26 protein-coding genes and 1 pseudogene are annotated in these 26,797 nt (G+C 68.2%); 11 read left to right on the forward strand and 16 right to left on the reverse strand.

The genetic code is table 11. The features are described from left to right. Positions 1–39: 39 nt before the first annotated feature. Entirely contained in the window at positions 40–2,487 is a 2,448-nt protein-coding gene (locus tag RWO82_RS06195; RefSeq protein WP_314424795.1) for a CHAT domain-containing protein, read from the forward strand. Positions 2,488–2,709: 222 nt separating this feature from the next. On the opposite strand, the gene RWO82_RS06200 is transcribed toward RWO82_RS06195, so the two are convergent. Genes RWO82_RS06200 through RWO82_RS06220 form a run of 5 tightly spaced genes read right to left on the reverse strand, consistent with a single transcriptional unit; the run spans position 2,710 to position 7,234 of the window. Then, on the reverse strand, positions 2,710–3,486 hold the full coding sequence (locus RWO82_RS06200) for a DeoR/GlpR family DNA-binding transcription regulator (RefSeq protein WP_314424797.1): 777 nt from the start codon (positions 3,484–3,486) through the stop codon (positions 2,710–2,712). 27 nt (positions 3,487–3,513) lie between these two features. After that, entirely contained in the window at positions 3,514–4,386 is an 873-nt protein-coding gene (locus RWO82_RS06205; protein WP_314424799.1) for a class II fructose-bisphosphate aldolase, read from the reverse strand. Continuing rightward, positions 4,383–5,324 carry a 1-phosphofructokinase family hexose kinase gene (locus tag RWO82_RS06210; RefSeq protein ID WP_314424801.1) on the reverse strand — a complete coding sequence of 314 codons (942 nt, stop codon included), beginning with the start codon at positions 5,322–5,324 and terminating at the stop codon, positions 4,383–4,385. The genes RWO82_RS06205 and RWO82_RS06210 overlap by 4 nt, the downstream gene beginning before the upstream one ends. Beyond that, positions 5,321–6,313, reverse strand: coding sequence for an ROK family protein (locus tag RWO82_RS06215; RefSeq protein WP_314424804.1), 993 nt, complete (start codon positions 6,311–6,313; stop codon positions 5,321–5,323). The genes RWO82_RS06210 and RWO82_RS06215 overlap by 4 nt, the downstream gene beginning before the upstream one ends. Before the next feature lie 24 nt (positions 6,314–6,337). After that, positions 6,338–7,234 (reverse strand): sugar isomerase, encoded by an 897-nt coding sequence (locus tag RWO82_RS06220; RefSeq protein WP_314424807.1) that lies wholly within the window; start codon positions 7,232–7,234, stop codon positions 6,338–6,340. Between the two features lie 289 nt (positions 7,235–7,523). Between RWO82_RS06220 and RWO82_RS06225 the strand changes: the two genes are divergently transcribed. The 3 genes from RWO82_RS06225 to RWO82_RS06235 are packed head-to-tail and all read left to right on the forward strand — an operon-like array spanning position 7,524 to position 10,716. Further along, positions 7,524–8,768 (forward strand): extracellular solute-binding protein, encoded by a 1,245-nt coding sequence (locus tag RWO82_RS06225; RefSeq protein ID WP_314424809.1) that lies wholly within the window; start codon positions 7,524–7,526, stop codon positions 8,766–8,768. Between the two features lie 50 nt (positions 8,769–8,818). Then, on the forward strand, positions 8,819–9,793 hold the full coding sequence (locus tag RWO82_RS06230; RefSeq protein ID WP_314424812.1) for a sugar ABC transporter permease: 975 nt from the start codon (positions 8,819–8,821) through the stop codon (positions 9,791–9,793). Between the two features lie 2 nt (positions 9,794–9,795). Then, on the forward strand, positions 9,796–10,716 hold the full coding sequence (locus RWO82_RS06235; RefSeq protein ID WP_194285985.1) for a carbohydrate ABC transporter permease: 921 nt from the start codon (positions 9,796–9,798) through the stop codon (positions 10,714–10,716). Between the two features lie 72 nt (positions 10,717–10,788). Here RWO82_RS06235 and RWO82_RS06240 read toward each other — a convergent pair whose 3' ends face one another. Then, positions 10,789–11,970, reverse strand: a complete 1,182-nt coding sequence (locus tag RWO82_RS06240; protein ID WP_314424815.1) for an ROK family protein — start codon at positions 11,968–11,970, stop codon at positions 10,789–10,791. Positions 11,971–12,081: 111 nt separating this feature from the next. Next, a complete protein-coding gene (locus RWO82_RS06245; RefSeq protein WP_241795736.1) occupies positions 12,082–12,381 on the reverse strand; it encodes a chorismate mutase in 300 nt (99 codons plus the stop codon). Positions 12,382–12,475: 94 nt separating this feature from the next. Here RWO82_RS06245 and RWO82_RS06250 point away from each other — a divergent pair, with 94 nt between their 5' ends. Both RWO82_RS06250 and RWO82_RS06255 read left to right on the forward strand, forming a co-directional pair. Next, positions 12,476–13,756, forward strand: coding sequence for an AI-2E family transporter (locus RWO82_RS06250; protein WP_314424819.1), 1,281 nt, complete (start codon positions 12,476–12,478; stop codon positions 13,754–13,756). A 10-nt stretch (positions 13,757–13,766) separates the two neighbouring features. After that, on the forward strand, positions 13,767–14,735 hold the full coding sequence (locus RWO82_RS06255) for a phosphotransferase (RefSeq protein WP_314424822.1): 969 nt from the start codon (positions 13,767–13,769) through the stop codon (positions 14,733–14,735). A 101-nt stretch (positions 14,736–14,836) separates the two neighbouring features. On the opposite strand, the gene RWO82_RS06260 is transcribed toward RWO82_RS06255, so the two are convergent. The 7 genes and pseudogenes from RWO82_RS06260 to RWO82_RS06290 form a co-directional block, all read right to left on the reverse strand. Next, a complete protein-coding gene (locus RWO82_RS06260; protein ID WP_314424824.1) occupies positions 14,837–15,757 on the reverse strand; it encodes an ABC transporter substrate-binding protein in 921 nt (306 codons plus the stop codon). 48 nt (positions 15,758–15,805) lie between these two features. Beyond that, positions 15,806–16,606, reverse strand: coding sequence for an ABC transporter permease (locus tag RWO82_RS06265; protein WP_314424826.1), 801 nt, complete (start codon positions 16,604–16,606; stop codon positions 15,806–15,808). Next, entirely contained in the window at positions 16,603–17,283 is a 681-nt protein-coding gene (locus RWO82_RS06270) for an ABC transporter permease subunit (protein WP_314424828.1), read from the reverse strand. The genes RWO82_RS06265 and RWO82_RS06270 overlap by 4 nt, the downstream gene beginning before the upstream one ends. After that, positions 17,280–18,167 carry an ATP-binding cassette domain-containing protein gene (locus tag RWO82_RS06275; protein ID WP_314424830.1) on the reverse strand — a complete coding sequence of 296 codons (888 nt, stop codon included), beginning with the start codon at positions 18,165–18,167 and terminating at the stop codon, positions 17,280–17,282. Before RWO82_RS06275 ends, RWO82_RS06270 begins: the two co-directional genes overlap by 4 nt. A 64-nt stretch (positions 18,168–18,231) precedes the next feature. Continuing rightward, positions 18,232–18,534, reverse strand: a complete 303-nt coding sequence (locus RWO82_RS06280; RefSeq protein ID WP_314424832.1) for a DUF427 domain-containing protein — start codon at positions 18,532–18,534, stop codon at positions 18,232–18,234. 202 nt (positions 18,535–18,736) lie between these two features. Continuing rightward, entirely contained in the window at positions 18,737–20,170 is a 1,434-nt protein-coding gene (locus RWO82_RS06285) for an NAD(P)/FAD-dependent oxidoreductase (RefSeq protein ID WP_314424834.1), read from the reverse strand. A 102-nt stretch (positions 20,171–20,272) separates the two neighbouring features. After that, a pseudogene (locus tag RWO82_RS06290) lies at positions 20,273–20,359 on the reverse strand (helix-turn-helix domain-containing protein); the annotation flags it as partial. Positions 20,360–20,614: 255 nt separating this feature from the next. Between RWO82_RS06290 and RWO82_RS06295 the strand changes: the two are divergent. The 5 genes from RWO82_RS06295 to RWO82_RS06315 all read left to right on the forward strand — a co-directional run bounded on the left by RWO82_RS06295 (position 20,615) and on the right by RWO82_RS06315 (position 25,228). After that, entirely contained in the window at positions 20,615–21,781 is a 1,167-nt protein-coding gene (locus RWO82_RS06295; protein ID WP_314424836.1) for a glutathione-independent formaldehyde dehydrogenase, read from the forward strand. 1 nt (position 21,782) lies between these two features. Beyond that, positions 21,783–22,352, forward strand: coding sequence for a type 1 glutamine amidotransferase domain-containing protein (locus RWO82_RS06300; RefSeq protein ID WP_314424838.1), 570 nt, complete (start codon positions 21,783–21,785; stop codon positions 22,350–22,352). Continuing rightward, positions 22,349–22,651 (forward strand): antibiotic biosynthesis monooxygenase, encoded by a 303-nt coding sequence (locus RWO82_RS06305; protein WP_314424840.1) that lies wholly within the window; start codon positions 22,349–22,351, stop codon positions 22,649–22,651. Before RWO82_RS06300 ends, RWO82_RS06305 begins: the two co-directional genes overlap by 4 nt. Positions 22,652–22,791: 140 nt before the next feature. Continuing rightward, positions 22,792–23,925 carry an FAD-dependent oxidoreductase gene (locus tag RWO82_RS06310; RefSeq protein ID WP_314424841.1) on the forward strand — a complete coding sequence of 378 codons (1,134 nt, stop codon included), beginning with the start codon at positions 22,792–22,794 and terminating at the stop codon, positions 23,923–23,925. A 751-nt stretch (positions 23,926–24,676) separates the two neighbouring features. After that, positions 24,677–25,228, forward strand: a complete 552-nt coding sequence (locus tag RWO82_RS06315) for a zinc-binding dehydrogenase (RefSeq protein WP_314424843.1) — start codon at positions 24,677–24,679, stop codon at positions 25,226–25,228. 270 nt (positions 25,229–25,498) lie between these two features. Here the strand turns inward: RWO82_RS06315 and hxlA are convergent, their stop codons facing one another. After that, the gene (gene hxlA / locus RWO82_RS06320; protein WP_314424845.1) at positions 25,499–26,122 is read right to left on the reverse strand and encodes a 3-hexulose-6-phosphate synthase; all 624 of its coding nucleotides are present in this window, start codon (positions 26,120–26,122) and stop codon (positions 25,499–25,501) included. Positions 26,123–26,150: 28 nt separating this feature from the next. Next, positions 26,151–26,729, reverse strand: coding sequence for a 6-phospho-3-hexuloisomerase (gene hxlB / locus RWO82_RS06325; protein ID WP_314424848.1), 579 nt, complete (start codon positions 26,727–26,729; stop codon positions 26,151–26,153). Positions 26,730–26,797 lie beyond the last annotated feature (68 nt).

Raw genomic sequence — 26,797 nt, forward strand, 5'->3', positions numbered from 1 at the left:
ACACTTCCCTGCGGTCAGACATAGCGGCATTCTGGTGCAATGCCCCTGTCTGCTCTCGAGCTGCATCAGCGCGGCGTCGACGCAGCCAACTCCCGACGGTTCGCTCAGGCTCGACGCGCGCTGACCGCGGCATCCGCCCGCACCGACGACGCCGATCTGCGCGCGCGCATCGACGGGACCATGGCCTATGTGCTCGCCCAGACGGGTCGGCCGGCCGAGGCCGAGCAGCTGTCGCGCGAGGCGCTGTCGCGGCCGGGCCTCAGCGACGCGACCATCGCACTCGCGAACGGGCAGCTGGGCACGCTGCTGCTGCACGGCGGACGCCTGGACGAGGCTGATGTGCTTCTCACCCGGGCGATCGACGCGCTCGAGGACGGCTCGATCGAGAGCGCGAACTGTCTGATGAGCCGTTCGATCGTCGGCATGCAGCGACACCGGCTCGACGCGTGCACGGCCGATCTGCGGCGGGCGATCGCCGCATACGAGGCCCATGGAGCCGAGGAGCCCCTCGCCGAGGCTCGCCACAACCTCGGCTACGCCGCACTGCTGGGCGGCGACCTCGTCACCGCGCTCGCTCTCATGACCCGATCGCGCCCGATCCTCGCCGCGACGAGCGACCTCGCGGCCGCGATCAGCGACCTCGACCGTGCCGAAGTCCTGCGCGACGCCGGCCTCACGACCGAGGCGGAGGAGCTGCTCGGTGCGGTCGCCGTGCGGTTCGGCGCGCAGCGCATGCGGCAGGCGCGAGGCGAAGCGGAGTTCCATCTCGCCCGATCGCTGCTGCGACACGACGTCGCATCGGCCGAACGGGCCGCCGCGACAGCCGCCCGCCGTTTCACCGCGTTGGGCAGCGAGGGATGGGCCGCCCGCGCCGAGGCGGTGCGCCTGGAAGCCCGACTGCGAACCCGACCGCAGAAGCCGCCGAGCGCCGCGGAGTTCGCCCATGCCGTCGACGCCCTCACCCGAGGGGGATTCCGCACCGAAGCCACGGCCGTCTCGCTCACCGCCCGACTGGCCGACGGTGGGCGACTGCCCCGGCTCTCCGCTGACGCCCCCACGCCGCTGCGGCTGCGCGCGTACGAGATGCGAGCACTGCGTGCCGCCGCCCGGGGCGAGGATGCACGGGCTCGCCGCATCGCCGCCGAAGGACTCGACCTTCTCGCCGCGTGGCAGCAGTCGTTCGGCGCCCTCGACCTGCAGGCGTCTGTGGCGATGCACGGCACCGAACTGATGTTCACGGGTCTCGCGGCGGCCGCCCGGTCTCGCGACCCCGAGGTGCTGTTCGAGTGGTCCGAGCGTGCCAGGCATCTGAGCCAGCACGTCGCCCCGGTGCGCCCGCCGCACGACGGAGACCTCGCCGCCGACCTGGCCGAACTGCGGATGCTGCGCGCCGACCTCGCGGGGTCGGACTGGACGACCGATGCCCGCGTGCGCGAGCTGCGCGACCGGGTGCGCGACCGGCAGTGGTCGTCGACCGGCGTCGGCGGGAGCCATGAACGCCTGGGGCTCAGCGAGACACGGTCTCGGCTGGGCGACGACACCGCGATACTCGCGTACGTGTTCACTCGCCGTGATCTGCTGTGCGTGGTCGTGACGGCATCCGGTTCGTCGATCGTCGAGCTGTCGCTGCCGCGCATCGAGTCCGCGCTCGACGGACTCCGCGCCGACCACGATGTGGCAGCGCTGACTCATGGGGGCTCGATGGCGCGCGTCGTGGCGCGCTCGCTCGACGACAGGCTGCGACGGCTCGACGACGCCCTCCTCGCGCCCGTCCTCGCCGCGGCAGGCGGTGCGGCACAGCTCGCGCTCACGGTGCCCGGCATGCTGGGCGGGATCCCGTGGGCGATGCTTCCCGGGATGCGCGGCACGCCGTTCACGATCGCGACCTCGGTGTCGCGCCTGCTCGGCGACCCCGATCGCACCGCGATGCCTCCCGAATCGCCCATGAGGGCCGTGACGGCCGGATTCGCGACCGGCCCTCGCGTCGTGCGCGCCGAGGAGGAGGTGCGGCGGGCCGCCTCGTCGTGGGGCGACGCACGTGTGCTCACCGGCGAGCACGCACGGGTGTCGGCCGTCACCGAGCTCGCCGAGCAGGTCGACGTGCTGCACATCGCCGCCCACGGTCGCCACGCGGTGGACAATCCGATGTTCTCGGGATTCGAACTCGCCGACGGCACGCTGTTCGGATACGACGTCGACCTGATCTCGCGCCCACCCGAGACCGTGGTGCTGTCGGCGTGCGAGCTGGGCCGCTCGTCGGTGCGCTGGGGCGAGGAGGCGCTGGGGATGACACGCGTCTGGCTGCATGCCGGCACGGGCTGCGTCATCGCCGCCCCCGTGGTCGTCGCAGACGACGTCGCCTGTGAGCTGCTCGCCGCCGTGCACGTCGAGCTGGCGGCGGGTGCGAGGCCGGCGGTCGCGCTGGCCGCGGCGGCCGAATCGACGGGAGTGAGCGCACCGTTCCAGTGCCACGGCAGCGGGCTCTGAAACTTTTCTCCAGTCGATGTATCAGAACATCGGTGGTGCGCTCCTTATCTCCAGAAGGTGCCCGGCGAAGGGCTTCGGAAACGAAGCGCGAGGGAGGCGCAGTCGAACTGGGGACCCTCGTGCACTGGGGAGTGTGAGGGAACGACAGGGACACCATCTACTGGGGGGTGCCGCGAGAGGGGTCGCGGCACCCCCGCTCCGCGCCGCCAGGCGATCAGGCGATCAGGCGATCAGAACCTCGTAGCCCGCGTCGCGGAACGCGGCCAGGGAATCGGGGTCCGCGCCGTCGTCGGTCAGGAGCACGGGGAACAGCTCCGGGCCGCCGACGGCTGCGAACGTCACCGTGCCGATCTTGCTGCTGTCGGTGACGACCACTGCGCGGCGAGCGCGCTCCGCCATCATGCGGTTCACGGCGGCTTCGCGTTCGTCCTGCGTCGTGGCGCCCGCCGCGGCATCCATCCCGTTCACCCCGATGAAGGCGATGTCGAGACGCACCCCGCGCAACAACTGTTCGACGAAGGGACCCACGAGTTCGTAGCTGCGGGAGTGGATGACGCCTCCCGTCACGACGACCTTCATGTCGGGGCGGGTGGCGAGCTGGGCGGCGATGTTCACCGCGTTCGTGACGACCGTGATGCCCGATCCTGCGGCGAGATCGTCCCTCGCGGCGAGCGCTGCGGCGATCGCCGTCGTCGTGGTTCCGCCCGAGAGCCCGACGACCATGCCGGGTGCGACGAGCGCGGCCGCCGCCTGCGCGATGCTCTCCTTCTGCTGCGTCCGCTGATGGCTGCGGTAGCGCACGGGCAACTCGTAGGCGACGTCGTGCGCGACGGCTCCGCCGTGGGTGCGGGTGAGCAGGCGCTGCTCGGCCAGCGTGTCGAGGTCGCGGCGCGTGGTCGCGGCCGAGGCACCGAAGCGCTCGACCAGTTCGTCGACGTTCACCTCGCCGTCCGCGGCCAGCAGGTCGAGGATCGCGTTCAGGCGTGCGGCTCGCTTCATGTCATCATCCTGCCCGGGTTCCGGCGCTCATCGTGCCACCGCGACACCCACGGCGGCATCGCCGGATTCCAGGGCGAACAGCCGCAGCATGCGAGCGGCCTCTGCGGCGAGCGCCTCGCGGGCCGGTGCGAGGTACTTCCGTGAGTCGACCAGCCCGGGGTCGGCGGCGAGCGTCGAGCGGATCGCTCGCGTGAAGAAACCGTTGAGATGCGTCGAGCCGTTGATCTTCGTCATCCCTGCACGCACGGCGGCGTCGATGACGGCATCCGCCACACCGGACGATCCGTGCAGCACGAGCGGCACCGGCAGCGCCTCCCGCAGGCGTGCGATGAGCGCCAGATCGAGGGATGCGGTGCGGTCGGTCATGGCGTGCGACGACCCCACCGCCACGGCGAGCGCGTCGACGCCGGTCGCTGCGACGAACGCCCGGGCCTCGTCGGGGTCGGTGCGCACTCCCGGGGCGTGTGCGCCGTCCTTGCCCCCGACCTCGCCCAGTTCGCCTTCGAGGTACACCCCGGCCGCGTGCGCGCGTGCGGCGACGGCTGCCGTGATCGCGACGTTCTCGTCGTAGGGCAGCGCGCCGCCGTCGAACATGACCGAGCCGAAGCCGAGCGAGATGGCCTCGTCGACGAGTTCGGGTCGCTCGGCGTGATCGAGATGCACCGCGACCGGAGTCTCAGCACGCCGCGCCAGGGCGAGCGTGGCCACCGCGATCGGCTCGAGTCCGCCGTGATAGTCGGCGCAGTTCTGCGAGATCTGCAGGATGACGGGCAGCTGGGCCAGGGTCGAGGCCCGCACGAGCGCCTCGGCGGTCTCGAGGTGGATCACGTTGAACGCGCCGATGCCGGTGCCGCGGGATGCGGCATCCGTCACCAGCTCTCGGGCGGATACCAGGGTCACAGACGTTCCTCTCGAGCGGTGGGGTCGTAGGGCGTGACGATCAGGCGCGATTCGAGCGCCGGCCACTCGTCGGAGATCTCGCCGGCCAGCGGCATGAGCACGGCGGCGGCCGACCACGCCGTCGCGCGCGTCAGGATCATCGCAGGGTCGCGGATGCCGTCGGCGTAGAGCACGGCGCAGGCGGCCACTCCGGCGTCGCCTGCCCCGGTCGGGTTGCCTGCGAGCGGCGCATCGAGACGCGCATGGAGCACCTCCGACGCGGTGACGGCGAGCATCCCCCGCGCTCCGAGCGAGAGGAGCACGAGTTCGACGCCGCGCGCCGTGAGCGAGCGGGCGCCACCGACCGGGTCGCTGATGCCGGTCGCCTCGACGAGCTCGGCGGCGTTGGGCTTGACGACGGATGCTCCGGCGTCGGCCGCGTGCAGCAGGGCGGGGCCGGACGTGTCGACGATCACGGGCACACCGGCGTCTCGGGCGGTGCCGATCAACAGGGGCAACAGGGTCGGGGGCGCCCCAGGCGGCAGGCTGCCCGAGATCACGAGCACCTGTGCACCGGGCAGGGCATCGACCACTTCGCCGAGCAGCTCGGCCCACTCGGGATCGGCCGGGTTGACGCCCCGTTCGTTCAGGATCGTCGTGTCGCCGCGCGACTCGTCGACGATCGCCACGCTCTGCCGCGTGGCACCGGCCACCGGGACGAGGCGGTTCGGAACGCCACCGGCTCCGAGGTCGGCGGCGAACTCGACCCCGGTGCGTCCCCCGACGGTCGACACCGCGAGCACCGAGGCTCCTTGCGAATGGGCGACCCTGGCGACGTTGACGCCCTTGCCCCCGGCACGCGCCGCTCCGGCGTCCGTCCGGTGGGTCTCACCGTGGGTCAGCCGATCGACGCGCCAGGTGCGGTCGAGCGCGGGGTTGGGCGTGACCGTGAGGATCATGCGAGTTCCCTCGCGCGCAGCGCCGCGCCCAGGATCCCGGCGTTGCCCGAGAGCTCGGCCGGCACGAGCGCGGGGAGGCGATGGAAGCTCAGTCGCGCGGCGAGTCGGGTGCGCAGCTCGTCGAACAGTGCACCGCCGGCCCGCGAGAGTCCTCCACCGATCACGATCGCCTCGGGCGCGACGACGGCGGTCAACTGCGCGAGCGACAGCGTGAGGGCGTCGAGCGCCGAGTTCCAGATGTCGGCGGCGATGCGGTCGCCGGCGGCGGCACGGGCGATCACGTCTCTGGCGCCGTCGGGAACCACTCCTGTCGCCTCGCGGTAGCGGCGCGCGATGGCTCCCGCCGACGCGACCACCTCGAGGCATCCGCGCGCACCGCAGGCGCACACCGGCCCGTCGGCGATCGGGGAGTGGCCGATCTCGCCGGCATAGCCGCCCGCCGTGTACGGCTCTCCCCCCACCAGCAGAGCGCCCGCGATGCCCGTGCCGATCACGAGCACCACCGAGTTCGAGTAGGCGCGTGCACCGCCGAGGCGGTGCTCGGCCCAGCTCGCCGCACGCACGTCGTGGTCGAACGCGACCGGCAGGCCGAGCGTCGCCGAGGCGAGGTCGCGCAGGGGCGAGTCGCGCCAGCCGAGGTTGCTCGCGAAGACTCCGAGCCCTGCCTCGGCGTCGACGATCCCGGGCACCACGAGCCCCGCCGCACGGGGAACGACGTCCGGATGGTCGGCCCGCAGCTCGGCGGCGAGCACGCCCAGACGCTCGATCAGCACCCCCGTGCGATCGCCGTCGGCCTCGGGAGTCGGCGTGCGGCGAAGTCCGAGCGCGGTGCCGTCGGCGTCGAAAAGGGCGGACTTGATGTCGGTCCCGCCCACGTCGAAGGCCAGCACCGGCGCTCCGCGTCCCAGGGAACGCGCGGCGGCGAGCCGCTCGCCCGATGCGTCGCTCACGACGTCGGCGATGCTCGCGGCATCCTCAGCGCTGGTCATCGATCACTCCGCCGGACGACCGAGTCACGCGTCCAGAATGACCGAGCGGGTGAGGTTGCGCGGCTGATCCGGGTCGAGCCCACGCGCCACCGCACGGTCGAGTGCCACGCGGTGCACACGCACGAGGTCGGCGAGCGGGTCGATCGGGTGCTGCACGAACCGCGCTCCCGTGGCCTCGACCTGAGCGGCCAGCCCCTCGGGCGCATTGCCGAACTGCCAGGTGACGCGGCCCGGTGCGGCGATCGCGATCGGGCCGTGGCGGTACTCCATCGACGGGTACGACTCGGTCCACGACTGCGAGGACTCGCGCATCTTCAGCGCGGCCTCATGAGCGAGGCCGACGGTCCAGCCGCGTCCGAGGAACGAGTACTGCTCGGCATCGCGCAGCTCGTCGTCGTAGTCGGCGGCGAGCACGGCAGCGGCGTCGTCGATCGCGCCCGTCAGGTCCTCGCCGAGGGAGGCGCGGAAGAGCGCGAGCGCCGTGGTCGCGAATCGCGTCTGCACGACCGACTTCTCATCCGCGAACGGCAGCACCACGGCGTCGTCGACGAGGGAGACCAGGGGCGAGGTCGCGTCGCCGATCACGCCGATCGTGGGCACCGTGCCCTTGATGCGATCGACGAGCTCGAGCACCTCGGTCGTGGTGCCCGAACGGGTCAGAGCCACCACGGCGTCGTAGCCGCGGTCGGTGAACGCCTCGGATGCGGCGAACGCGTCGGTCTCGCCCTGACCCGACGTCTCGCGCAGGAACGCGTACGACTGCGCCATGAACCACGAGGTGCCGCAGCCGACAACCGCGATGCGTGCCCCGCGTGCAGGCAGCGTCGCCTGCTCGTCGCGGAGATCGGCCGCACGCGCCCATGTCTCGGGCTGCGAATTCAGTTCTTCGCGCATGTGCGCGCCGGGCAGAAGAGCGGTCATGTCAGGCCTCCGGACGAGAAGTTGCAAGTTTGTGATTGTTTTGACGACTATTCGATCATAGTATTTCGACTCAAGGAGATTGCGCAAGAAAACTCCTTGATTTGTTTATTCTCCTGACAAATAATCAGACAACAGCTTCACCCCCCCTCTGTCGGACCGGTTCGCAGAGGGTATTTCGAGCCGAACCGGCTTGACAGACCGCTCCTCCCCCGAGAAGCGGTCACACGCACCGTCGCGTGAGATGTGCTTGCGACTGTGCACCACCTACACAGTGAGGAATGCAATACACATGAAGAAATCACTGCGATTCGGCGCCGTCGCCCTGGCGGCCACCGCCACGCTCACGCTCGCGTCGTGCGGGTTCGGCGGTTCGACCGACGGCGGCGGCGACTCCGATGGCGCCTCGACGCTCGACCTCCTGGTCCCCAGCTACTCCGACGCCACCAAGGGCCTCTGGGAAGACGTGATCGCGGGGTTCGAAGAGGAGAACCCCGACATCACGGTCAACCTCGAAGTGCAGTCGTGGGACAACCTCGAGAAGGTCGTCTCGACCAAGATCCAGGCCGGCGAAGCCCCCGACATCTACAACGGCGGCCCGTTCGCCGGGTTCGTCGGCGACGAGCTGCTCTACCCGGTCGAGGACGTCGTCTCGGAGGAGACCTACTCCGACTTCCAGGACGCGTTCCTCGCGAACGCCGAGGTCGACGGCACCGCGTACGCGCTCCCCCTGATCGCATCCGCTCGTGCGCTGTTCGTCAACAACGCACTGCTCTCGCAGGCGGGCGTCGAAGCTCCGACGACCTGGGACGAGCTGCTCGACGCGGCCACCAAGGTGTCGGCGCTCGGCGGCGGTGTCGCCGGCTACGGCATGCCGCTCGGCTCCGAAGAGGCGCAGGCCGAGGCAGCCGTGTGGCTGTGGGGCGGCGGCGGATCGTTCGGCGACGCGTCCGAGATCACGATCGACACCCCCGAGAACCTCGCCGGTGCCGAGCAGATCAAGAAGATGATCGATGCCGGCGCCACCCAGGCCGACCCGGGTTCTACCCAGCGCTCGCCCCTGATGGACATCTTCATCCAGGGCAAGATCGGCATGCAGGTGGGTCTGCCCCCGACGGTCGGCCAGATCGAGGAGGGCAATCCCGAGCTCGACTACTCGATCGTCCCGATCCCGACGAAGGACGGCTCGCCGTTCACGCTCGGCGTCATGGACCAGCTGATGGCCTTCGAGAACGACGGCGACAAGCAGGAGGCGATCACCAAGTTCTTCGACTACTACTACTCGGCCGACGTGTACGTGCCGTGGGTGCAGGCCGAGGGCTTCCTGCCGGTCACCAAGTCGGGTGCCGAGCAGCTCTCCGGCGAGGAGGCGCTCGCTCCGTTCCTCGAGGTGCTTCCCGACGCGCAGTTCTACCCGTCGACCAACCCGAAGTGGTCGGCCACGGACGGCGCCTTCAAGTCGCTGTTCGGACAGCTGCAGTCGAAGCCCGCGCAGGACGTCCTGACCGAGATCCAGGCACAGGTCGACGCGGGCTGAGGCCCGCCGACGCCACCGACACCGACTGACGGAGAGGTTCGGGTTTTCCCATGAGCCAGACGAAAGAATCCTCGAACCTCGCGGGGGCGGCCACCGGCCGCCCCCGCACCCCGGCGGACCGCTCGCGCGCCGCCGCCGGCAGACCGGGCGGCAAGGACCTGCTTCAGGCGCTGCCCTGGATCGCTCCCGCACTCCTCCTCATCATCGGCGTGGTGCTGTTCCCCGCCGCGGTGATGTTCTTCAACTCCACGCGCGACATCTCACTGTCGGGCCTCGACAAGGGCTCGGTCGGCTTCGACAACTTCGTGACGGTGTTCACGTTCGCGGAGTTCTGGCCCATCATCTTCCGCACGATCGTCTGGGTCGTGGTGGTGGTGGCCTTCACGGTGCTCATCTCGCTCGGACTCGCGCAGATCCTCAACAAGGCCTTCCCCGGTCGGCAGATCGTGCGCATGGCCGTGATCGTTCCGTGGGCGGCATCCGTCGTGATGACGACCATGGTCTTCTACTACAGCCTCGAGCCCTACTTCGGGGTCTTCAACAAGTTCCTGTACGACATCGGACTGTCGGACGATGCGGTCGGTTACGGCTGGACCAAGAACCCGGCGACTGCCTTCGCGTGGTCGATCGTCATCGCGATCTTCGTATCGCTGCCGTTCACGACCTACACGATCCTCGCGGGGCTCCAGACGGTCCCGGCCGACACCCTCGAGGCCGCCAAGATGGACGGCGCGGGTGCCGCGCGCACCTACTGGACGATCGTGCTGCCGCAGCTGCGCAGCGCTCTCGCGGTCGCGGTGCTCATCAACATCATCAACGTGTTCAACTCGCTGCCGATCCTGAAGGTGATGACCGGATCGATTCCCGGCTACGGCGCCGACACGATCATGACGATGATCTTCAAGTACATCGAGCTGCAGAAGAAGGTCGACGTCGCGAGCGCGCTCTCGGTCGTCGCCTTCCTCATCGTGATCGTGATCGTCGCGATCTACGTCAAGGCCGTCAAGCCCATGAAGGAGGTCTGATCATGACCCTGACCGAGACCGCCCTCGTCACGACCGCAGGCGACGACGCCGCGCCCCGCATCCCCGGGCGCAAGCGCCGGTACACCGAAGACCAGGTCACTCTGCCGCGCGTCATCCTGCGCATGGCCGCGGGCATCCTGGTGCTGGCGATCTTCGTGCTGCCGTACCTGATCATGTTCTTCGGCTCCGTGAAGACGAAGTCGCAGATCCGCTCGGTCGATCCGACGTACCTCCCGATCGAGTGGCACTGGGAGAACTACATCTCGATGTGGTCGACCCCCGAGACTCCGCTGCCGTACAACCTGATCTCGACGATCATCATCGCCGTGTTCGCGACACTGCTCGTGCTGCTCGTCTCGCTCCCTGCCGCGTACTACACGGCCCGCTTCAAGTTCCCCGGGCGCATGGTCTTCCTGTTCCTCGTGATCGTCACGCAGATGCTGCAGCCGGCCGTACTCACCTCGGGCCTGTTCCGTCAGTTCACGGTGCTGGGCCTGGGCGACACCTGGGCCGCGATGATCTTCATCAACGCCGCGTTCAACCTGTCGTTCGCGGTCTGGATCATGCACTCGTTCTTCGCCGGCATCCCGAAGGAGATCGACGAGGCCGCCCAGATCGACGGCGCCGGACGCTTCACCGTGCTGTTCAAGATCAACCTGCCGCTGGTGTGGCCGGGCATCGTGACCGCGATCGTGTTCACGTTCGTCGCCTGCTGGAACGAGTTCGCCGCATCGCTCGTCATCCTCTCGACCGACAAGAACCAGCCGCTGTCGGTGGCGCTGACGAAGTTCGTCGGCCAGTACGAGACCAGCTGGCAGTACGTGTTCGGCGTCTCGATCGTGGCGATCCTGCCGGTCGTCATCCTGTTCATGCTCATCGAGAAGCGCCTCGTCGGCGGTCTGACCGCGGGTTCGGTCAAATAGCCCCCTTCGAATCGCTTACTTTGCAGTTTCAGCACCCGCTTTTCTGCAAAGTGAGCGATTCGAAAGCGCGTGTCAGGATGCCGCGCGCAGCTGAGCCGGGCTCCACCGCACGCCGAGGGCGCTCGACAAGGCCACCTGTGCGACGCCGGTCGAGATCGAGGCGTCGGCGTCGGCATAACGCACGGGCACGCTCGCGGTACCGGTCGCGGTGTAGTCCATCTCGGCCTGCACGAGCTGCAGGAACCCGCCTCCCAACGCCCGAGCCGGCCCGCCGATCACGACTTCGGCGGCATCCAGCACGGCGGCGATGAGCTTGATCGTGCGGGCGAGCGCCCGTGCGCCCTCTGCCAGAACCTCTCCGTCCGCGGATGCCGCGAGCGCGGCAATCGTGGAGTCGTCCATCGCGTCGTCGAAGTCGTCTCCGAGCATCGCCGTCATGGACGACGCCGACTCCAGGCACCCCCGTCGTCCGCACCGGCACGCGCGCGCATCGTCGCCGAACTGCACCTGCACATGCCCGATCTCCCCCGCCCGGTCGTGACGGCCCGGGGCGAGCTCGCCGTCGAGCGTGACCGCAGCGCCGATGCCGGTGCCGATGTGCACGAACAGCCGGTAGCCCGATGGTTCGTCCTCCGTGGCCGCCTCGGCGATCGCCTCCGCGTCGACGTCGTTCACCAGGAGCACGGGCACTCCGAGCAGCCCCTCGAAGCGATCTGCGAGCGGAACGTCGGTCCAGCCGAGTTGCACGCTCTCGAACACACGTCGTCCGTCGGTGGTGCCCGGCAGCTGGACCCCCGCGACGAGAGGCCGCCCCGCGTATGCGGCAGCGATCTCGGAGACGGCGGCGTCGAGCATCCGGTCACGCGTGGCGTCGGTGTAGGCGACTCTCCGACTGTCGACCTCGGTGCCGTCGAGCGCGATCAGAACGATGCGGGTGTCGGTGGGCCTGATGACGACCACGACCAGCAGGTGATGATCCCCGTCGATGCTGAGCGTGGTCGGCCGCTTGCCTCCGGTGCTCGCGGCGGGCTCGCCCTCCGCGACGAGCCGCATCTCGATGAGCTCGGCGACCAGAGACGAGGCCGTCGCGGCGGTGAGGCCGGTCGCGCGAGCGATGCCCGCGCGAGTCTGAGCGCCCGGCTCATGGAACACCAGTTGCAGCGCCCGCCGCAGATTGGCCCGGCGGACAGCGGCCTGCGTGTCGAGTGCGTCGTCGCCGTTCAGCATGGGTTCGTTCCCGATGTCGGATTCCATTGACAGACCGCGGGGTCCTGCGTACCCTCGATCATAGTTTATTCAATAAACTTAGTTCGGTCTCCGGGCGAGTGGGTGCTGCACACACTGCTACTCGCCCGGACGACCGGATCATCGCCCTTCGGCCGCCTCTGTGTGGTGCCGGATGACTTCGGCCACGACGAAGTTGAACCACTTCTCGGCGAACTCGGGGTCGAGATGCGCCTGTTCGGCCAGAGACCTCAGACGTGCGACCTGCTGCTCTTCGCGCCCGGGATCGGATGCCGGCATCTCATGCTCGGCCTTGAGGCGGCCGACCTGCTGCGTCGCGCGGAATCGCTCGGCGAGCATGAAGATGAGTGCGGCGTCGATGTTGTCGATGCTCGAGCGCAGTCGGAGGAGTTCAGCCCGGGGATCTTCGGCAGCGGTCATGCCCCCCACTCTACGGAAACACGGGCCGGAACGACCCACCCCGACGGGGCCGGGGATCCTGAACCCGGCCGTGCACGAACGCTATCGTGAGCACATGAGCCGAGAAGAGCAGGAACCCTCGTCGAGCACCGCAGACGACTCCGGGGCGCAGCGGACGGGTTCCTCGCGGAGGGATGCGACCGCAGCCCCCGCACCCGCCGATGCGTCGGACGCCCCACCGGCGGTGGCCGGGTCTCACCATCCGGAGGCCTCCGAGCAGCCGAACCACGCGTCAGCGCCCGCGCACCGCGCCACCGTGGTCGACCCGCTGCCGTCGACCCGCTCGTTCTGGACCCGCATCGATCGCCCCTTCGTGTTCGGCTTCCTCGTGACGCTCGGCGGACTCGGCGCGATCGTTCTCGGCCTCGCGATCGCCAACCTGTCGACCGTGCTCATCTACATCGCTCTCGCGCTGTTCGCGGCGCTCGGACTCGACCCCACCGTCCGGTTCCTCGAGCGTCGCGGCCTCTCCCGGGCGATCTCGGTGGTCGTCGCGATCCTCGCGCTGATCGTCGCGATCGGTCTGATCCTCTGGATGGTGCTGCCGGTCGTGATCGATCAGATCGCGAGCTTCGTGCGGTCGGTGCCGGGGATGATCCAGGAGTTCACCCGCAGCGACATCTACGCCACGCTCGACGCCCAGTTCGGCGACCAGTTCCAGAGCCTCGTCGCCGATGTGCAGACGTTCCTCACCGATCCGGGCAACATCGCCGCGATCGGCGGTGGGGCCCTGCAGGTCGGCGCCTCGATCGCCAACGCCATCTCGGGCATCATCGTCGTGCTCGTGCTCACGCTCTACTTCGTCGCCACACTGCCGTCGATCAAGGCGGGGATGCTGCGCCTCGCTCCCGCTCGCGACCGCGCTCGCGCGGCCGACATCACGGATCAGATCACCGACTCGGTGGGCGCCTACGTCATGGGTATGGTCGTGCTCGCGTTCTGCAACGCCGTGCTCGCATTCCTGCTCTACATGTTCCTCGGGCTGCCGTTCCCGCCGCTGATGGCGACCGTCGCGTTCTGCATCACACTGATCCCTCTCGTCGGTTCGGTGATCTTCTGGATCATCGGCACCGGACTCGCCCTGTTCACCAACCCCGTCGCGGCGCTCATCTTCGCTCTCGTCTACCTCGTGTACATGCAGATCGAGGCGTACGTCATCACTCCGCGAGTGATGAACCGCGCCGTCGCCGTGCCCGGCGCGCTCGTCGTGATCGGAGCCCTCGCCGGCGGCACGCTGCTGGGACTCCTCGGCGCTCTCGTGGCGGTGCCGGTCGCGGCATCCATCCTCATCATCATCAAGCAGGTGCTGATCCCCCGCCAGGACGCCCGCATCTAGCCCGCCGACGATGAGCAGTCCCGCGAGCGACCCCGCTGACCTTGAGACCCTGCAGGAGCTGATCGAGCGATTCGACGTCGCGAGCGCACTGGGTGCCCGGGTCGACCGGCTGTTGTTCGCCTCGGGCAACCTCAGCCGGGTGTACGGCATCGAGACGAGCGCCGGTGAGCGCGTCGTCCTCAAGGTGAGAGCCGATTCGGTGCGGCTCGACGCCGTCGCCCGGGTGCAGTCGCTGCTCCATCGGGCGGGACAGCCGCTGCCCGAGCCCCTCGCCGGTCCGTGGCGCCGTGACGGCGTGGCGATCTCGGCGGAGCGGCTGGTGCCGGGTGGCAGCGCACGCGGCCCCGCCGGTGACGCCGCGCGCGACTTCGCGGAGGTGTTCTTCGCGCTCCTCACGGCAGCTCCCCCGGGAGAGGACTTCCCCGAGCTCCGAGAGGACGCGCCGCCCTGGGTCAACTGGTCGCACACCGAGGATACGGTGTGGCCCGCGCGCGATACGCCCGGCGCTGAGATCCGCGGTCCCGGGCCCGACGACGTCGACGATGCGGGGCGCGCGGCGGCGGAAGTGCTGCGGGGGCTCGATCGACCTCGCGTGATCGCCCACGCCGACTTCGAGGACCAGAACGTGCGGTGGCGGGACGGGCGCATCCATGTCGTCCACGACTGGGACAGCCTGGCTCTCCTGCCCGAGTGCGCTGCCGTGGGATCCACGGCAGCGGCATGGCCCGCCGGGGTCGTGCAATGGTGCGCGACGGTCGAGCAGTCGGAGGATTTTCTCACGGCCTATGAGCTGGTGCGCGGCCGTCCGTTCGATGACGCTGAGCGCCGCGCCGCCTGGGCGGCGCGGCGCCTGGGCGGCGCGGCGCTGTGGCATCGGTCTTTCAACGCACGGAAGGATGCTGCGGACGGGGGCGGCATGCAGCTCGATCTGTTCCGACGCGACGCCCGACGACTGCGCGCACTGGCCGGCGTCGGCTGAGCACCGTCGCCCGGCTCTGCGCCCGCGCTCTCGCGCATCGTCCTCACGAACGTGCCCGGCCCCCTACGGAGCCGGGCACGTTCGCCGAGGATGACTCGAACTCAGACGAGGTCGTTGTCTTCCAGCCACTTCGTGGCGATGTCCTCCGGCGACTCCTGGTCGACCGTGCTCAGCACGTTGAGGGCGACGAGCTCTTCCGCCGTCAGCTTGGCGCTGATCGCGTTGAGGACGTCGGACACCTCGTCGGCGACGTCGCTCGAGACGATCGGCACGACGTTCGACGAGATGATCAGGTTCTCGGGGTCTTCGAGAGCGACGATCTCCTCGGTCTCGAAGGCCGGGTCGGCGGTGTAGATGTCGGCGACCTGGATCTCGCCGGCGAGCAGCGACTCGAGCGTGGTCGGGCCGGTGGCCGAGAACGCCAGGTCGACGCCGTAGACCTCCTTGGCCGCGGCCGGGCTGTAGGGGCGCTGCTCGAACTCGGGCGCCGCGCCGATCGTGACCGGCGAGGTGACCTTCGCGAGATCGCCGATCGTCGTCAGGCCGTTCTCCTCGGCGAAGCTCTTCAGCACGGTGTAGGAGTCCTGGTCGGACGCCTCGGCGAAGTCGAGAGCCGTGAGGCTCTCGGGCAGTGCCTCCTGCAGGGCGGCATAGACGTCATCGGGGCTGGTGACGGTGACCTCGTCGTCCGAGATGTACTCGAGCAGGCTGCCCGTGTACTCCGGGAACACGTCGATCTCGCCCGACTCGACGTCGGGCATGTACGCGTCGCGCTGCCCGATGCTGAACTGACGATCGACCGTGAGGTCGGCCGCCTCGAGGGCCTGCGCGTAGATCTCGGCGATGATCTCGTTGGAGTAGTAGGCCTGCGAGCCGACGACGATCGCGTCGCCACCCGAGCTCTCACCCGAGTCGGCGGGCTCGCCGAGCGATTCGCTCGAACCGCAGGCGGTGAGGGCGAGTGCCGCCGCGGCGACAAGGCCGACGGCGAAGACTGAGCGCTTGCCTCGTGCTGTGAACATGGACTTCCTCTTCTCTGGGGGACTTCTGGGAACTGCTGTGCTGTGGATTCAGGCTGTGGCGGTGTCGGACGCGACTCGCGTCCGACCCTCGGAGGTGAGTGCGTCGGAGGTCGAGCCGTCGGAGGTCGACGGCTCGGCTGCGGGCGCGAGCGAGCGTGAGCGGCGACTCGACGGACGCCCCCCGGTGCGGAGGCCCTGCGGCACCGCGAGATGCTGGGCACCCGCGAGCAGCAGGTCGACCAGCAGTGCGAGTGCGGCCACGAGGATCGCCCCTGCGACCACCTGGTCGAAGCGCTGCAACGGGATGCCCTGGATGATCGGATACCCGAGTCCACCCAGTCCCACGTACGCGGCGATCGTGACCGTCGCGATGACCTGGAGCAGAGCCGAACGGATGCCGCCGACGAGAAGCGGCAGACCGAGCGGCACCTCGACCTTCCAGAAGATCTGCCAGCCGGTCATCCCCATGGCCTTCGCCGCGTCGATCACCCTCCGGTCGATGGCTTCGAGACCGGTGTACGCGCCCGCGAGCAGAGACGGGATCGCGAGCAGCACGAACGTCGTGATCGCGGCCTCGGGGATGCGGAGCACGCCGAGCAGGAGCACGAGCAGGATCATGAGGCCGAAGGCCGGGATCGCACGCGCCGCACCGGAGACCGCCACCGCGATCTCGCGCCCCCTGCCCGTGTGGCCGATCAGCCACCCGAGCGGAACGGCGATGGCCGCGGCGATGAGCACGGAGATCGCCGTCAGGGTCAGGTGCTCGCCCAGCAGCTTGGGCAGCGCGTAGTTGCCGGTCCACTGGGCCGGGGCGAACATCCAGGCGAAAGCCTCGAGGAAGAGGTTCATGCGGGCGCTCCCACGGCGACGGGCCGCACGGCGGTCGCCTTCGTCGTGGCGCGGGTCCACGGCATGAGGGCACGCCCGAGGAGGAGCAGGAGCAGGTCGATGACGAGTGCGATCACCACGACGGCGATGACTCCGGCGAACACCTCCGCGATGATGCGACGGTCGAGACCGTTGGTGAAGAGATAGCCGAGATTCGTGATGCCGATCAGGATTCCGACGGTCGCCAGGGAGATCGTGCTGACCGCGGTCACCCGGAGGCCCGCCAGGATCACCGGACCCGCGAGCGGGAACTCGACGGCCCAGAAGCGGCGGAACGGCCCGAATCCGGTGGCGGTCGCCGCCTGGCGGATGTCGTCGTCGACCGAGTCGAGTCCGTCGGACACTCCGCGGACCAGGATCGCGATCGCGTAGATGGTGAGCGCGACCATCAGGTTGGCCTCGCTGCGTGGCGAGTATCCGACGACCGAGGGCAGCAGGATCAGCAAGGCGAGCGAGGGAATCGTGTAGAGCAGACCCGTGAGCAGGATGATCGGCCCCCGGACGAGCTTGAACCGCCAGGCGACCCATCCGAGCGGGAGCGACAGGACGAAGCCGAGCACGATCGGGATGATGCTCTGCCTCAGGTGCACGACCGTCAGCTCGAGGATCAGATCCAGGTTGTTCGAGACCCAGTTCACGTGAGCCCGCCCCCGGTTACCCCCAGCGCCGCAGCATCCGGGCCCGCCAGCGGACCGTCGGACCTCTCGGCCTCCGACACGATCGCGCCCTGCGTGCGCCCCTCGGAGTCGACCACCACCGTGCCGTGCGGGGTTTCCTTGAGGTGCAGAGCGCGGCGACCGCGATCGGCGCCGATGAAGGACGCGACGAAGTCGTCGGCCGGGTTCTCGATGATCTCGCTGGGGCTGCCCACCTGCACGATGCGGGCGCCCTTGTCGAGGATCACGACCTGATCGCCGAGCAGGAACGCCTCGTCGATGTCGTGCGTGACGAACACCACCGTCTTGTCGAGCTCGTGCTGCAGCCGCAGCGTCTCCTGCTGCAGATCGGCCCGCACGATCGGGTCGACCGCGCCGAAGGGCTCGTCCATCAGCAGGATGTTCGGGTCGGCGGCGAGTCCGCGGGCGACGCCCACGCGCTGCTGCTGACCGCCCGAGAGCTGGCTGGGGTACCGCTCGGCCAGCGACTGATCGAGGCCGACCGTGTCGAGCAGTTCTCGCGAGCGCCGATGCGCCTCGGCCTTCTTCACGCCGTTGAGCCGGAGCACGGTGGCGACATTGTCGATCACGGTGAAGTGGGGCATCAGCCCGGAGTTCTGCATGACGTAGCCGATGCGGCGACGCAGTGCGACGGGGTCGCCGCCCAGCACGCTCTCTCCGTCGATCTCGACCTCGCCCGAGGTCGGCTCGACCATGCGGTTGATCATGCGCAGCAGGGTGGTCTTGCCGCATCCCGAGGATCCGACGAACACCGTCGTCTTGCGAGACGGCAGCACCAGGCTGAAGTCCTTCACGGCCGTCGTGCCGTCGGGGAACTGCTTGGTGACGTTGCGGAACTCGATCACGATTACTCTCCGGAGGGTCGATCGACGAGGCGGGCGTCAGCGCCCCGGCTGCGGCATACAGAGGTCATTCGGAGATCTCGACCCGCGGATCGAAGGCGACGAAGCCCGAGAAGTCCTTGCCGACGCGGTCGAAGGCGCTCGGATACGGCGTCGGGTACGACCATGCGTAGTCGGTGTGCAACTCGCCTCCGGCCTGCACGGAGTAGTACTGGGCTTCGCCCTTCCACGGGCACGTGTACGGGGTCGGGCTCTCGACGAGCGCCCCCTCCGTGATCGACGCGGGCGGGAAGTACCAGTTGCCTTCGATGCGGGCGAGATCGTTCTCGTCGGCCTCGGCGATGACGGTTCCTGCGAGTACAGCCTTCATGGTCCTGCCTCCTCGGATGTGTGTTCGAGCGTATAAGAGGTCTGCGACATTGAACCGAGGGTTGCGCCCGGGGTCGTCAATGTGGGAAACAATCCTGCTCCGGTCGCGCCAGGTCGCGCCAGGTCTCCCGGTGACTGTTCGGAGCGGATGCCGGAACGGATGCCGTCGCGCGGCATCCGTTGTCGGCATCCGCCCGACGCAGTCATGCGGACTGCCGCCCGTAGGACTCGAGCAGCCGCAGCCAGATCTCGCTGATGGTCGGATACGCCGGAACCGCGTGCCAGAGCCGGGCGATCGGCACCTCGCCGACGATCGCGACCGTGGCCGCCTGCACGAGCTCGGCGACCTCGGGGCCGACGAAGGTCGCTCCGACGATCACGTCGCGCTCCTTGTCGATCACGAGTCGGGCCTGCCCCGCGAAGCCGTCCTCATAGAGGCTCGCACCGGCGACCGACCCCAGGTCGTAGTCGACGACCGCGACGTCGGTGCCGCCCTTGCGGGCCTCAGCCTCGGTCTTCCCGACCGAGGCGACCTCGGGGAACGAGAACGTCACCTGGGGAGCGCCGGCGCTGTCGGCCGTGGCGACGTGACGCCCCCACGGCGCATCGTCGACATCCTCGCCGTTGGCGCGGGCGGCGATCACGTCTCCGGCCGCACGCGCCTGGTACTTGCCCTGGTGTGTGAGCAGCACACGACCGTTCACGTCGCCGACCGCGTACAGCCACTCCGACCCCGGCACGCGCATCGTGTCGTCGACCGTGATCCAGCGGCCCGGCTCCAGGCCGACCACGTCGAGGCCGATGTCACCGCTGCGCGGAGAGCGACCGGTGGCGGCCAGCACCTCTGAGGCCGTCACGGTCGATCCGTCGTCGAGCACGATCTCCACGCCGTCGGCGGTGCGCGTGACGCTCTTCGTGCCGGTGTCCGTGCGCACATCGACGCCGAGCTCCTTCAGCCCCGCAGCGACCCGCTCGCCGGCGAACGGCTCCATCGATCCCAGCAGCCCGCTGCGGGCGATGATCGTCACCGTCGAGCCGAGCGCCGCGTAGGCGGTCGCCATCTCGACCGCGACGACTCCGCCGCCGATCACGGCCAGGGACTCGGGGAGCTCCTCGGCGCTGGTCGCCTCGCGGCTGGTCCACGGCGACGACTCGCGCAGTCCGTCGATCGTCGGGATCACGGCATCCGAACCCGTGCTGATCGCGACCGCGTGGCGGGCGCGGAGCACGCGCGTGCCGCCGTCGGGGTCGGTCACCGTGACCTCACGCTCGCCCGTGAGACGACCGTGACCGCGGGCGAGATCGATGCCCGCCGAGTCGAGCCACTTCACCTGACCGTCGTCGGACCAGTTGCTCGTGAAGCCGTCGCGGCGCTCGAAGACGGCGCGAACGTCGAGCTTCCCGGTGACGGCCTCCTTGGCGCCGGCGACATGCTGGGCCGCGCGCAGGGCCTGCGCCGAACGCAGCAGCGCCTTCGACGGCATGCACGCCCAGTACGAGCACTCCCCGCCGACGAGCTCGCTCTCGACGATGATCGCGGTCAGCCCGCTCTGCACGGCGCGGTCGGCCACGTTCTCGCCGACCGGCCCTCCGCCCAGCACGATCAGGTCGTATTCGTCAGTCTTGTCCGCAGCCATGGGGTCCACCTCTCCGTCGCCCAGTCTTGCTCACAACCAACGTCGAGTCACGGGTGTGAGTAGCTTCGCTCGGTGTCGTCCTTCTCGCTTCGCTCGGTGTCGTCAGGCGGCGGGTGGGTTCGCTCCGCCGCGCTGGATCGCTCGGTACACGGTTGATCGTGCGACACCGAAGAGCTCGGCGATTTCGCTGGCTCATCATCAGAACCGCTGTCAACGTCACGATGATAACGAGCACAAGGGCGAATGGCGCGACCACCGCAGGCGTGTACAGAGCGTATGCCCTGGGATCGAGCAACGCACCCGGGCATTGTCCCGGCTCGATCGATACACGTCAACTCCCCTTGACACGTGGTTCCTGGGGGCGTTCGCTGTCTAGCGATGGGGCCGGCGTCGGAGAGGCCTTGCCAGAAAGACATAGAGCAACACAATCTGATCGGAGTGGACATGAAGGCAGTGGTGTACGAGGGACCCCGTCAGGTCAGCACGAAGGACGTCCCGGACGCGAAGATCGAGCGCCCTACCGATGTCCTGGTCAGGGTAACGACGACGAACATCTGCGGCTCGGACCTCCACATGTACGAGGGGCGGACCTCCTTCGAAGTAGGCCGGACGTTCGGTCACGAGAACATGGGGGAGGTCATCGAAGTCGGTAGTGGCGTGGAGAAGGTCAGGGTCGGAGACCGGGTTGTGCTCCCGTTCAACATCTCGTGCGGATTCTGCAAGAACTGCGAACGCGGCCTGACCAACTACTGTCTCACCACCCAGCCCGAACCATCATTCGCCGGAGCGGCCTATGGGTTCGCCGACATGGGGCCCTATGGCGGTGGCCAAGCGGAGCTGCTCCGCGTGCCTTTCGGTGACCATAACGCACTGCGCCTGGGCGAGGATGCGGAAGAGAGGGAGAACGATTACGTCATGCTCTCTGACATCTTCCCCACCGGCTACCACGCCACCGAGATGGCCGGCGTGATACCCGGCGACAGCGTTGTGATCGCTGGGGCGGGTCCGGTCGGATTGATGGCCGCCCTGTCCGCGATGATCAAGGGCGCAGCAAAGGTGATGGTGGTCGATCGCCACCCTGACCGGCTCGCGCTGGCCGAGCAGATCGGTGCGATCGCCATCGACGACTCCAAGGTCGACCCCGTGCAGGCTGTGCTGGACGAGACGATGGGGCTCGGAGCTGACCGTGGTTGCGAATGCGTGGGCTACCAGGCCCACGATCCCCAGGGCAACGAGGACACCGCCGCCACGCTGAACATGCTCATCAACGCGGTCCGCTTCACCGGAGGAATCGGCACCGTTGGCGTGTTCGTCCCCCAGGACCCGGGGGCCAAGAACGAATTGGCCAAGCAGGGCAAGGCAGCCATCGACTTCGGCACACATTGGTTCAAGGGTCAGACCATGGGAAGCGGTCAGGCCCCGGTCAAGCGTTACAACCGCCAGCTGCGGGACTTGATCGCGGCCGGCAAGGCGACCCCTTCGTGGATCGTCTCCCACGAGATCTCGCTGGACCAAGCCGCCGATGCCTACAAGAACTTCGACGCCAGGTCCAAGGGTTGGACCAAGGTCCTCATCAAGCCCGGCATGTCAAACGGAAAGAAGGAAAACTGAGATGGCAGCAGATCTTCAGGGCAAGAGGGTCGCGATCCTCGCCGCCGACGGAGTCGAACGCGTTGAGCTCGAGCAACCCCGCGAAGCACTGGAACGGGCTGGCGCTCAGACCGAGGTCCTCTCGATCCACGACGGCGAGATCAAGGCCCGTAAGAACGACCTGGATGAAGCGGGCACGTTCACCGTCGACGGGTTGGTCGCCGACGCCTCGGTGGGCGACTACGACGCCCTGCTGCTTCCCGGCGGCACGGTGAACCCCGACCAGCTCCGGGTCGACAAGGACGCCGTTTCCTTCGTCCGCGACTTCGTCGAGAGTGGCAAGCCCGTGGCGGCGATCTGTCACGGGCCTTGGACGTTGATTGAGGCTGGCGTCGTCGGAGGTCGCACCTTGACGTCCTTCCCGAGCATCCGCACGGATCTGCGCAACGCCGGTGCGGAGGTCGTTGACCAGGATGTCGTGGTCGACGGGAACCTGATCACCAGCCGCTCACCCGACGACCTGCCTGCGTTCAGCGATACGATCGTGGCGAAATTTGCGAGCACTTCGACCCAGGAAGAGGTGACGTCATGAGCGTGACGAAGGGACTGCTTGTCAGGCTGGAGGCCCTGCCCGGCAAGGAAGACGAGGTCCAGGAATTTCTCGGCATCGGGCGAGGGCTCGTCGACGAAGAACCGGCCACCATCGCGTGGTTCGCGATCCGTCTCGGCCCGTCCTCATTCGGGATCTTCGACGTGTTCTCCGATGACGCCGGCCGCGACGCGCACCTGTCCGGCGCAGTTGCGACTGCTCTCGGCGAGCAGACCGGCAAACTGTTCAGCGAACCGACGATCGAGAAGCTCGACGTTCTGGGCTCCAAACTCCCCGCCTGACACACAGACCGGGAGTACTGGCCCAGGAAGGAGGGGTCGCTGCGCGCGGTGACTTCGGGCTTACACAGCCCGCTGACGTCGTGGCAGCGGCCCCTTCTCTTGCGGCCTATCGCTAATCACCAACAGATCGGGGAACCGCGATGACAGGAACTGACGACGGCGTTGCCCCGACGCGTTCACCCGAGGTAGCAGTGATCGGGGGCGGGATCGTCGGTCTGTCGACGGCGTACGCGCTGCGGGAGCAGGGCGTGCCGGTGCGCTTGTACGAGGCTGGTCTGCCCGGGACGGGTCAGTCCGCAGGCGAGTCGCGGATCTTCCGGCATGCCCACGACGACCCGCGACTCGTGGCTTTCGCGCTCGAAAGCCGCGGCGTATGGGATGAGTGGGCCGAACACTTCGACGTCGAGCTGGTCTCATCAGACGGTGTCCTGGCGATCGGAGACAGCGCCCTGGCGCGGCTGCGGGTGCTCGACCAGGTCGGCGGCGTGGAAGCGCACGAGGTCGACGCGGCCGAGGTCGCCCAGCGGATGCCGCTGCTCGCTGGGTACTCGGGGCCAGCGGTGCTCGACGAGTCGGGCGGCGCGATCCGCACCCGCACCGCGATCACGGCACTCACGGGTGCCCTCGCAGATGCGGTCACCACCGGTGAGGTCATCTCCATCGATCCCCGCGCCGACGGGACGGTCGAGGTGCGCAGCGTCACCGACCGGGCTGTTTACTCCAAGGTGGTCGTGTGCGCCGGCCGCGAAACCGCCCGCCTGGCACGCAGCGTCGGCCTGTCGCTGCCGGTTCGCCTTGCCGCACACGTCAGGCTGACCTTCGACGTGAAAGCCGCCGCCCCGGCACGAGTCGCGTGCCTGCAGGACAGCAGCGGCGTCTTCGGCGAAGTCGGCGTCTACGCGACGCCGCTACCGGGCAACAGAAACTATTCGGTCGGACTCAGCGACACCGTCGGCGTCCGCGACGACGGAACTTTCATCGACCCGGCGGCGATTCGATCGCTGGACGAACGCGCACGCGAATACGTGACACGGGCGCTGCCCGGTCTTCACCCAGAGCCGCGCGACTTCCTTCACTGCTGGGTGACCGACCTCCCGTGGAGTGAGGACGGCGTGGCCGTGTGGGAGGCAGGCCCTGTCCTTTTTGTGGCCGGTCACAATTTGTTCAAACAGGCACCTGCGCTGGGTCGCGCTCTTGCCCGGGCTGCGACCGGCGGCGGTCTCCGCGCCGAGCTCACGCCCGAAGCGCGCCTCGGCGAGGCCCAAAGCCTGTAGGGACCGTCGCTGAAGAAGAGGCAGCGAGGTCTTAGCGTGCGCAGCCCGCCCGTGAGTGATCCGCTGACGGACACACGAGCCCCCATGAGAAGGGTTCATGACGGTGAGCTGTCGGTCGCGCCCGTGTTGGCGCCCCGGCTCGGGTTGGCGGCGGACTCTGTCGCCGCCCGCGCGGCTGCCGCAGCCGTGGCGAGTTCGATTCGGATCGCCCTCGAAGACATGGTCACAGCGGGCGCTGATCCGGAGATCGCTTACGTGCGGACCCTCGCACAATTCACGTCGGGACCTCTCATTGCCACCCCACGCCGTCTCCTCGAGGTGGGCAGCCCGCCGCGCCACGCGAACCTGACGTCGATGGGAGGTGCGAACTCAACGCCCTGATCGAACAACACTGGCGCTTCGACGAGTCGCCTCCTGCGACCGCATGGCAACCAGGCGACCGCAAACCACCATCCCCAACAAGGCCCGCTAATGGCGTATCTGTGAACAGAAAAGGAAGCACATCAAGAAAGCAGCACGACTGAACGAAGTAGGGTCGGATTTCGTCATCGAGGACATCCCTACTCCAGAACCTGGGCCTGGGGAGGTCCTGATACGAATCGGTGGATCCGGGGCTTGCCACTCCGACCTGCACGTCAAGTCCGGTCGTGCCGTCCGTGCGGCAGACGGACTCGACCCTGTAGAAGCAGCCGCTCTCACCGATGCAGCCCTTACGCCTTACTCGGCGGTCAAGAAGGCACTGCCCCACCTCGTGCCCGGCACTAGCGCGGTCTTGATCGGCGCTGGAGGGCTCGGCCAGTACGGAGTCCAGTTCCTGAAGCTGCTCTCCCCTGCAAAGGTGATTGTCGTCGACACCGACGAGAAGAAGCGTCAGACCGCACGCGAGCTCGGCGCCGACGTCACCGTCGTCCCCCGAGATGCTGATGCCGCGGAACAGATTCGCACTGCCGCCGGCCGGGACGGGGTAGCGGCTGTTCTCGACTTTGTCGGAATCGACACGACCATGGCCCTTTGCGCTGGAGCGGTGGACCGGCTCGGTATCTTTGTGCTCGTCGGGCTCGCGGGCGGCAGCTTCCCGTTCTCGTTCTTCCGCTTCGCCGCCGAAGCAGCGATGATGACGAGCAACTGGGGTACCCGGAATGAACTCGAGGAGGTACTCGCGCTAGCCCGCTCTGGGCGCCTGGTATCGGCGAGTGAACGACACCCACTTTCGGAAATCAACGAAGTGTTCGAACGCCTCGCCACCGGTCAGATCCCCGGACGGGCCGTGCTGGTCCCGGGAGCACCCTCCTCGAAGGGCTGAGCGCCCAACGGCCAGGACGATGCCCCTCCCACGAGAGAACAGCAGGCTGGGGCATCGTCCTCGCCACCACGATCGGGAATCGTTGACGCAAGCGGAACCGATCATTTCCCGCGGACGTGCACTGTATCGCTCGACTTGTCGAGAAATTGAGCCGATGAGTTGCGAGCGGGCCGCGATTACGTCTGCCGAAAAGGTGGTGCGAAACCGGGTTCCGGCCGGGTTTTTCGGCTGATTCGCTCTCTGTGCGTGTGGGTGGCAAGACCTAGGTCGTCAGACGATGGCTGCACGAAGTTCCGCGGCGGCAGCACCGACATCGGGAGCGCCGTAGATCGCGCCTCCCGCCACAGCCACCTCCGCACCAGATTCCTGCACCGAAGCGATCGTCGAGCTATTGATGCCGCCTGCGACTGAGAACGGCACGCCCGAAGCTTTGCCGTCCTCGAGCAGGGTGGCAAAGGTGAAACCCTCTTCGGCCTGCTCGTCGAGGCCCGCGTGCATCTCGACGAACTCTGCTCCAAGTGCAACGACCTCTTTCGCACGCTTCGCCTTGTCGCTCACGCCGATGAGATCGACGACAACGCCCTTACCGTGCTTCTTCGCCGCCTTCACGGCACCGGCAATCGTGCTGTCACCGGCGCTACCGAGGACCGTCACGAGATCGGCACCCGCAGTGAAGGCAATATCAGCCTCGAGCTCGCCGGCATCCATCGTCTTGAGGTCGGCGAAGACGACCTTGTCGGGGTGGGCCTTCTTGATCGCGGTGATCGCCGAAAGGCCAGCACTCTTGATAAGCGGGGTACCGAGCTCGAGGATGTCGACGTGCGGCGCGGCGGCAGCAGCGAGTTCGAGGGCGGCCTCGGTGGAGAGGGTGTCCATGGCAAACTGCAGTTTCATTTGGATTCCTTTCGTGCAGTGGTTTGAGTCATTCGAGATTTGCGTGGCGAGGCCAGAGCTCATCAGCGGTCAAGCCGGAGCGGCGCCAGAGTGTGTGGAAAAGCGCGTCGCCGAGGACAACGACCAATTGCTCGAAGAGACTGCCGGCATACTGCTCAGATGCCGCTTCAGAGCGATCAAGCTTGCCGGCAGCCGGCACGACTACCGTGACGGCTGCCAGCGTTGCGAGCGGAGAGTCTGGGACTGTTGTAACAGCCGCCACCCGGGCGCCAGCATCGACGGCAGTCTGTGCCGCGCGCACGATGCCGCCCGTCGTTCCGGAACCGCTGGCAGCGAGGAGCAAGTCACCTGGTTCGATAGCAGGAGCGGTGACCTCCCCGACGACGTGGACGGCCAGGCCAAGATGCATGAGTCGCATCGCGGTCATTCGCAGCGCGAGCCCCGATCGGCCTGCACCCAGCACGAAGACTCGCGGAGCAGCGCCGACGATATCCGCGAGCTCCGCCAATCCCGCCCGGTCGCGAGCGATCAGTCTGTCGGTGGCGAGTTCGAGTTCGCGGGCGATGCGGCTGAGCGAGTTACCCACACCGATTTCGAGGACATCCATCGCTCTATCATCACGGCCGTCGGTCGCGTTGGCTCCCCCGCAAAGGAGCGGGCCCACCTACCCGTAGG

This window comes from uncultured Microbacterium sp. (assembly GCF_963521645.1).
Taxonomy (GTDB): Bacteria; Actinomycetota; Actinomycetes; order Actinomycetales; family Microbacteriaceae; genus Microbacterium.

What these genes read in the sequence shown, in the direction of transcription:
- RWO82_RS06195 (WP_314424795.1), top strand. Translation starts at nt 40, where the DNA reads ATGCCCCTGTCTGCTCTCGAGCTGCATCAGCGCGGCGTCGACGCAGCC.
- RWO82_RS06200 (WP_314424797.1), bottom strand. Translation starts at nt 3,486, where the DNA reads ATGAAGCGAGCCGCACGCCTGAACGCGATCCTCGACCTGCTGGCCGCG.
- RWO82_RS06210 (WP_314424801.1), bottom strand. Translation starts at nt 5,324, where the DNA reads ATGATCCTCACGGTCACGCCCAACCCCGCGCTCGACCGCACCTGGCGC.
- RWO82_RS06215 (WP_314424804.1), bottom strand. Translation starts at nt 6,313, where the DNA reads ATGACCAGCGCTGAGGATGCCGCGAGCATCGCCGACGTCGTGAGCGAC.
- RWO82_RS06220 (WP_314424807.1), bottom strand. Translation starts at nt 7,234, where the DNA reads ATGACCGCTCTTCTGCCCGGCGCGCACATGCGCGAAGAACTGAATTCG.
- RWO82_RS06225 (WP_314424809.1), top strand. Translation starts at nt 7,524, where the DNA reads ATGAAGAAATCACTGCGATTCGGCGCCGTCGCCCTGGCGGCCACCGCC.
- RWO82_RS06230 (WP_314424812.1), top strand. Translation starts at nt 8,819, where the DNA reads ATGAGCCAGACGAAAGAATCCTCGAACCTCGCGGGGGCGGCCACCGGC.
- RWO82_RS06235 (WP_194285985.1), top strand. Translation starts at nt 9,796, where the DNA reads ATGACCCTGACCGAGACCGCCCTCGTCACGACCGCAGGCGACGACGCC.
- RWO82_RS06240 (WP_314424815.1), bottom strand. Translation starts at nt 11,970, where the DNA reads ATGGAATCCGACATCGGGAACGAACCCATGCTGAACGGCGACGACGCA.
- RWO82_RS06245 (WP_241795736.1), bottom strand. Translation starts at nt 12,381, where the DNA reads ATGACCGCTGCCGAAGATCCCCGGGCTGAACTCCTCCGACTGCGCTCG.
- RWO82_RS06250 (WP_314424819.1), top strand. Translation starts at nt 12,476, where the DNA reads ATGAGCCGAGAAGAGCAGGAACCCTCGTCGAGCACCGCAGACGACTCC.
- RWO82_RS06255 (WP_314424822.1), top strand. Translation starts at nt 13,767, where the DNA reads ATGAGCAGTCCCGCGAGCGACCCCGCTGACCTTGAGACCCTGCAGGAG.
- RWO82_RS06260 (WP_314424824.1), bottom strand. Translation starts at nt 15,757, where the DNA reads ATGTTCACAGCACGAGGCAAGCGCTCAGTCTTCGCCGTCGGCCTTGTC.
- RWO82_RS06265 (WP_314424826.1), bottom strand. Translation starts at nt 16,606, where the DNA reads ATGAACCTCTTCCTCGAGGCTTTCGCCTGGATGTTCGCCCCGGCCCAG.
- RWO82_RS06280 (WP_314424832.1), bottom strand. Translation starts at nt 18,534, where the DNA reads ATGAAGGCTGTACTCGCAGGAACCGTCATCGCCGAGGCCGACGAGAAC.
- RWO82_RS06285 (WP_314424834.1), bottom strand. Translation starts at nt 20,170, where the DNA reads ATGGCTGCGGACAAGACTGACGAATACGACCTGATCGTGCTGGGCGGA.
- RWO82_RS06295 (WP_314424836.1), top strand. Translation starts at nt 20,615, where the DNA reads ATGAAGGCAGTGGTGTACGAGGGACCCCGTCAGGTCAGCACGAAGGAC.
- RWO82_RS06300 (WP_314424838.1), top strand. Translation starts at nt 21,783, where the DNA reads ATGGCAGCAGATCTTCAGGGCAAGAGGGTCGCGATCCTCGCCGCCGAC.
- RWO82_RS06305 (WP_314424840.1), top strand. Translation starts at nt 22,349, where the DNA reads ATGAGCGTGACGAAGGGACTGCTTGTCAGGCTGGAGGCCCTGCCCGGC.
- RWO82_RS06310 (WP_314424841.1), top strand. Translation starts at nt 22,792, where the DNA reads ATGACAGGAACTGACGACGGCGTTGCCCCGACGCGTTCACCCGAGGTA.
- hxlA (WP_314424845.1), bottom strand. Translation starts at nt 26,122, where the DNA reads ATGAAACTGCAGTTTGCCATGGACACCCTCTCCACCGAGGCCGCCCTC.
- hxlB (WP_314424848.1), bottom strand. Translation starts at nt 26,729, where the DNA reads ATGGATGTCCTCGAAATCGGTGTGGGTAACTCGCTCAGCCGCATCGCC.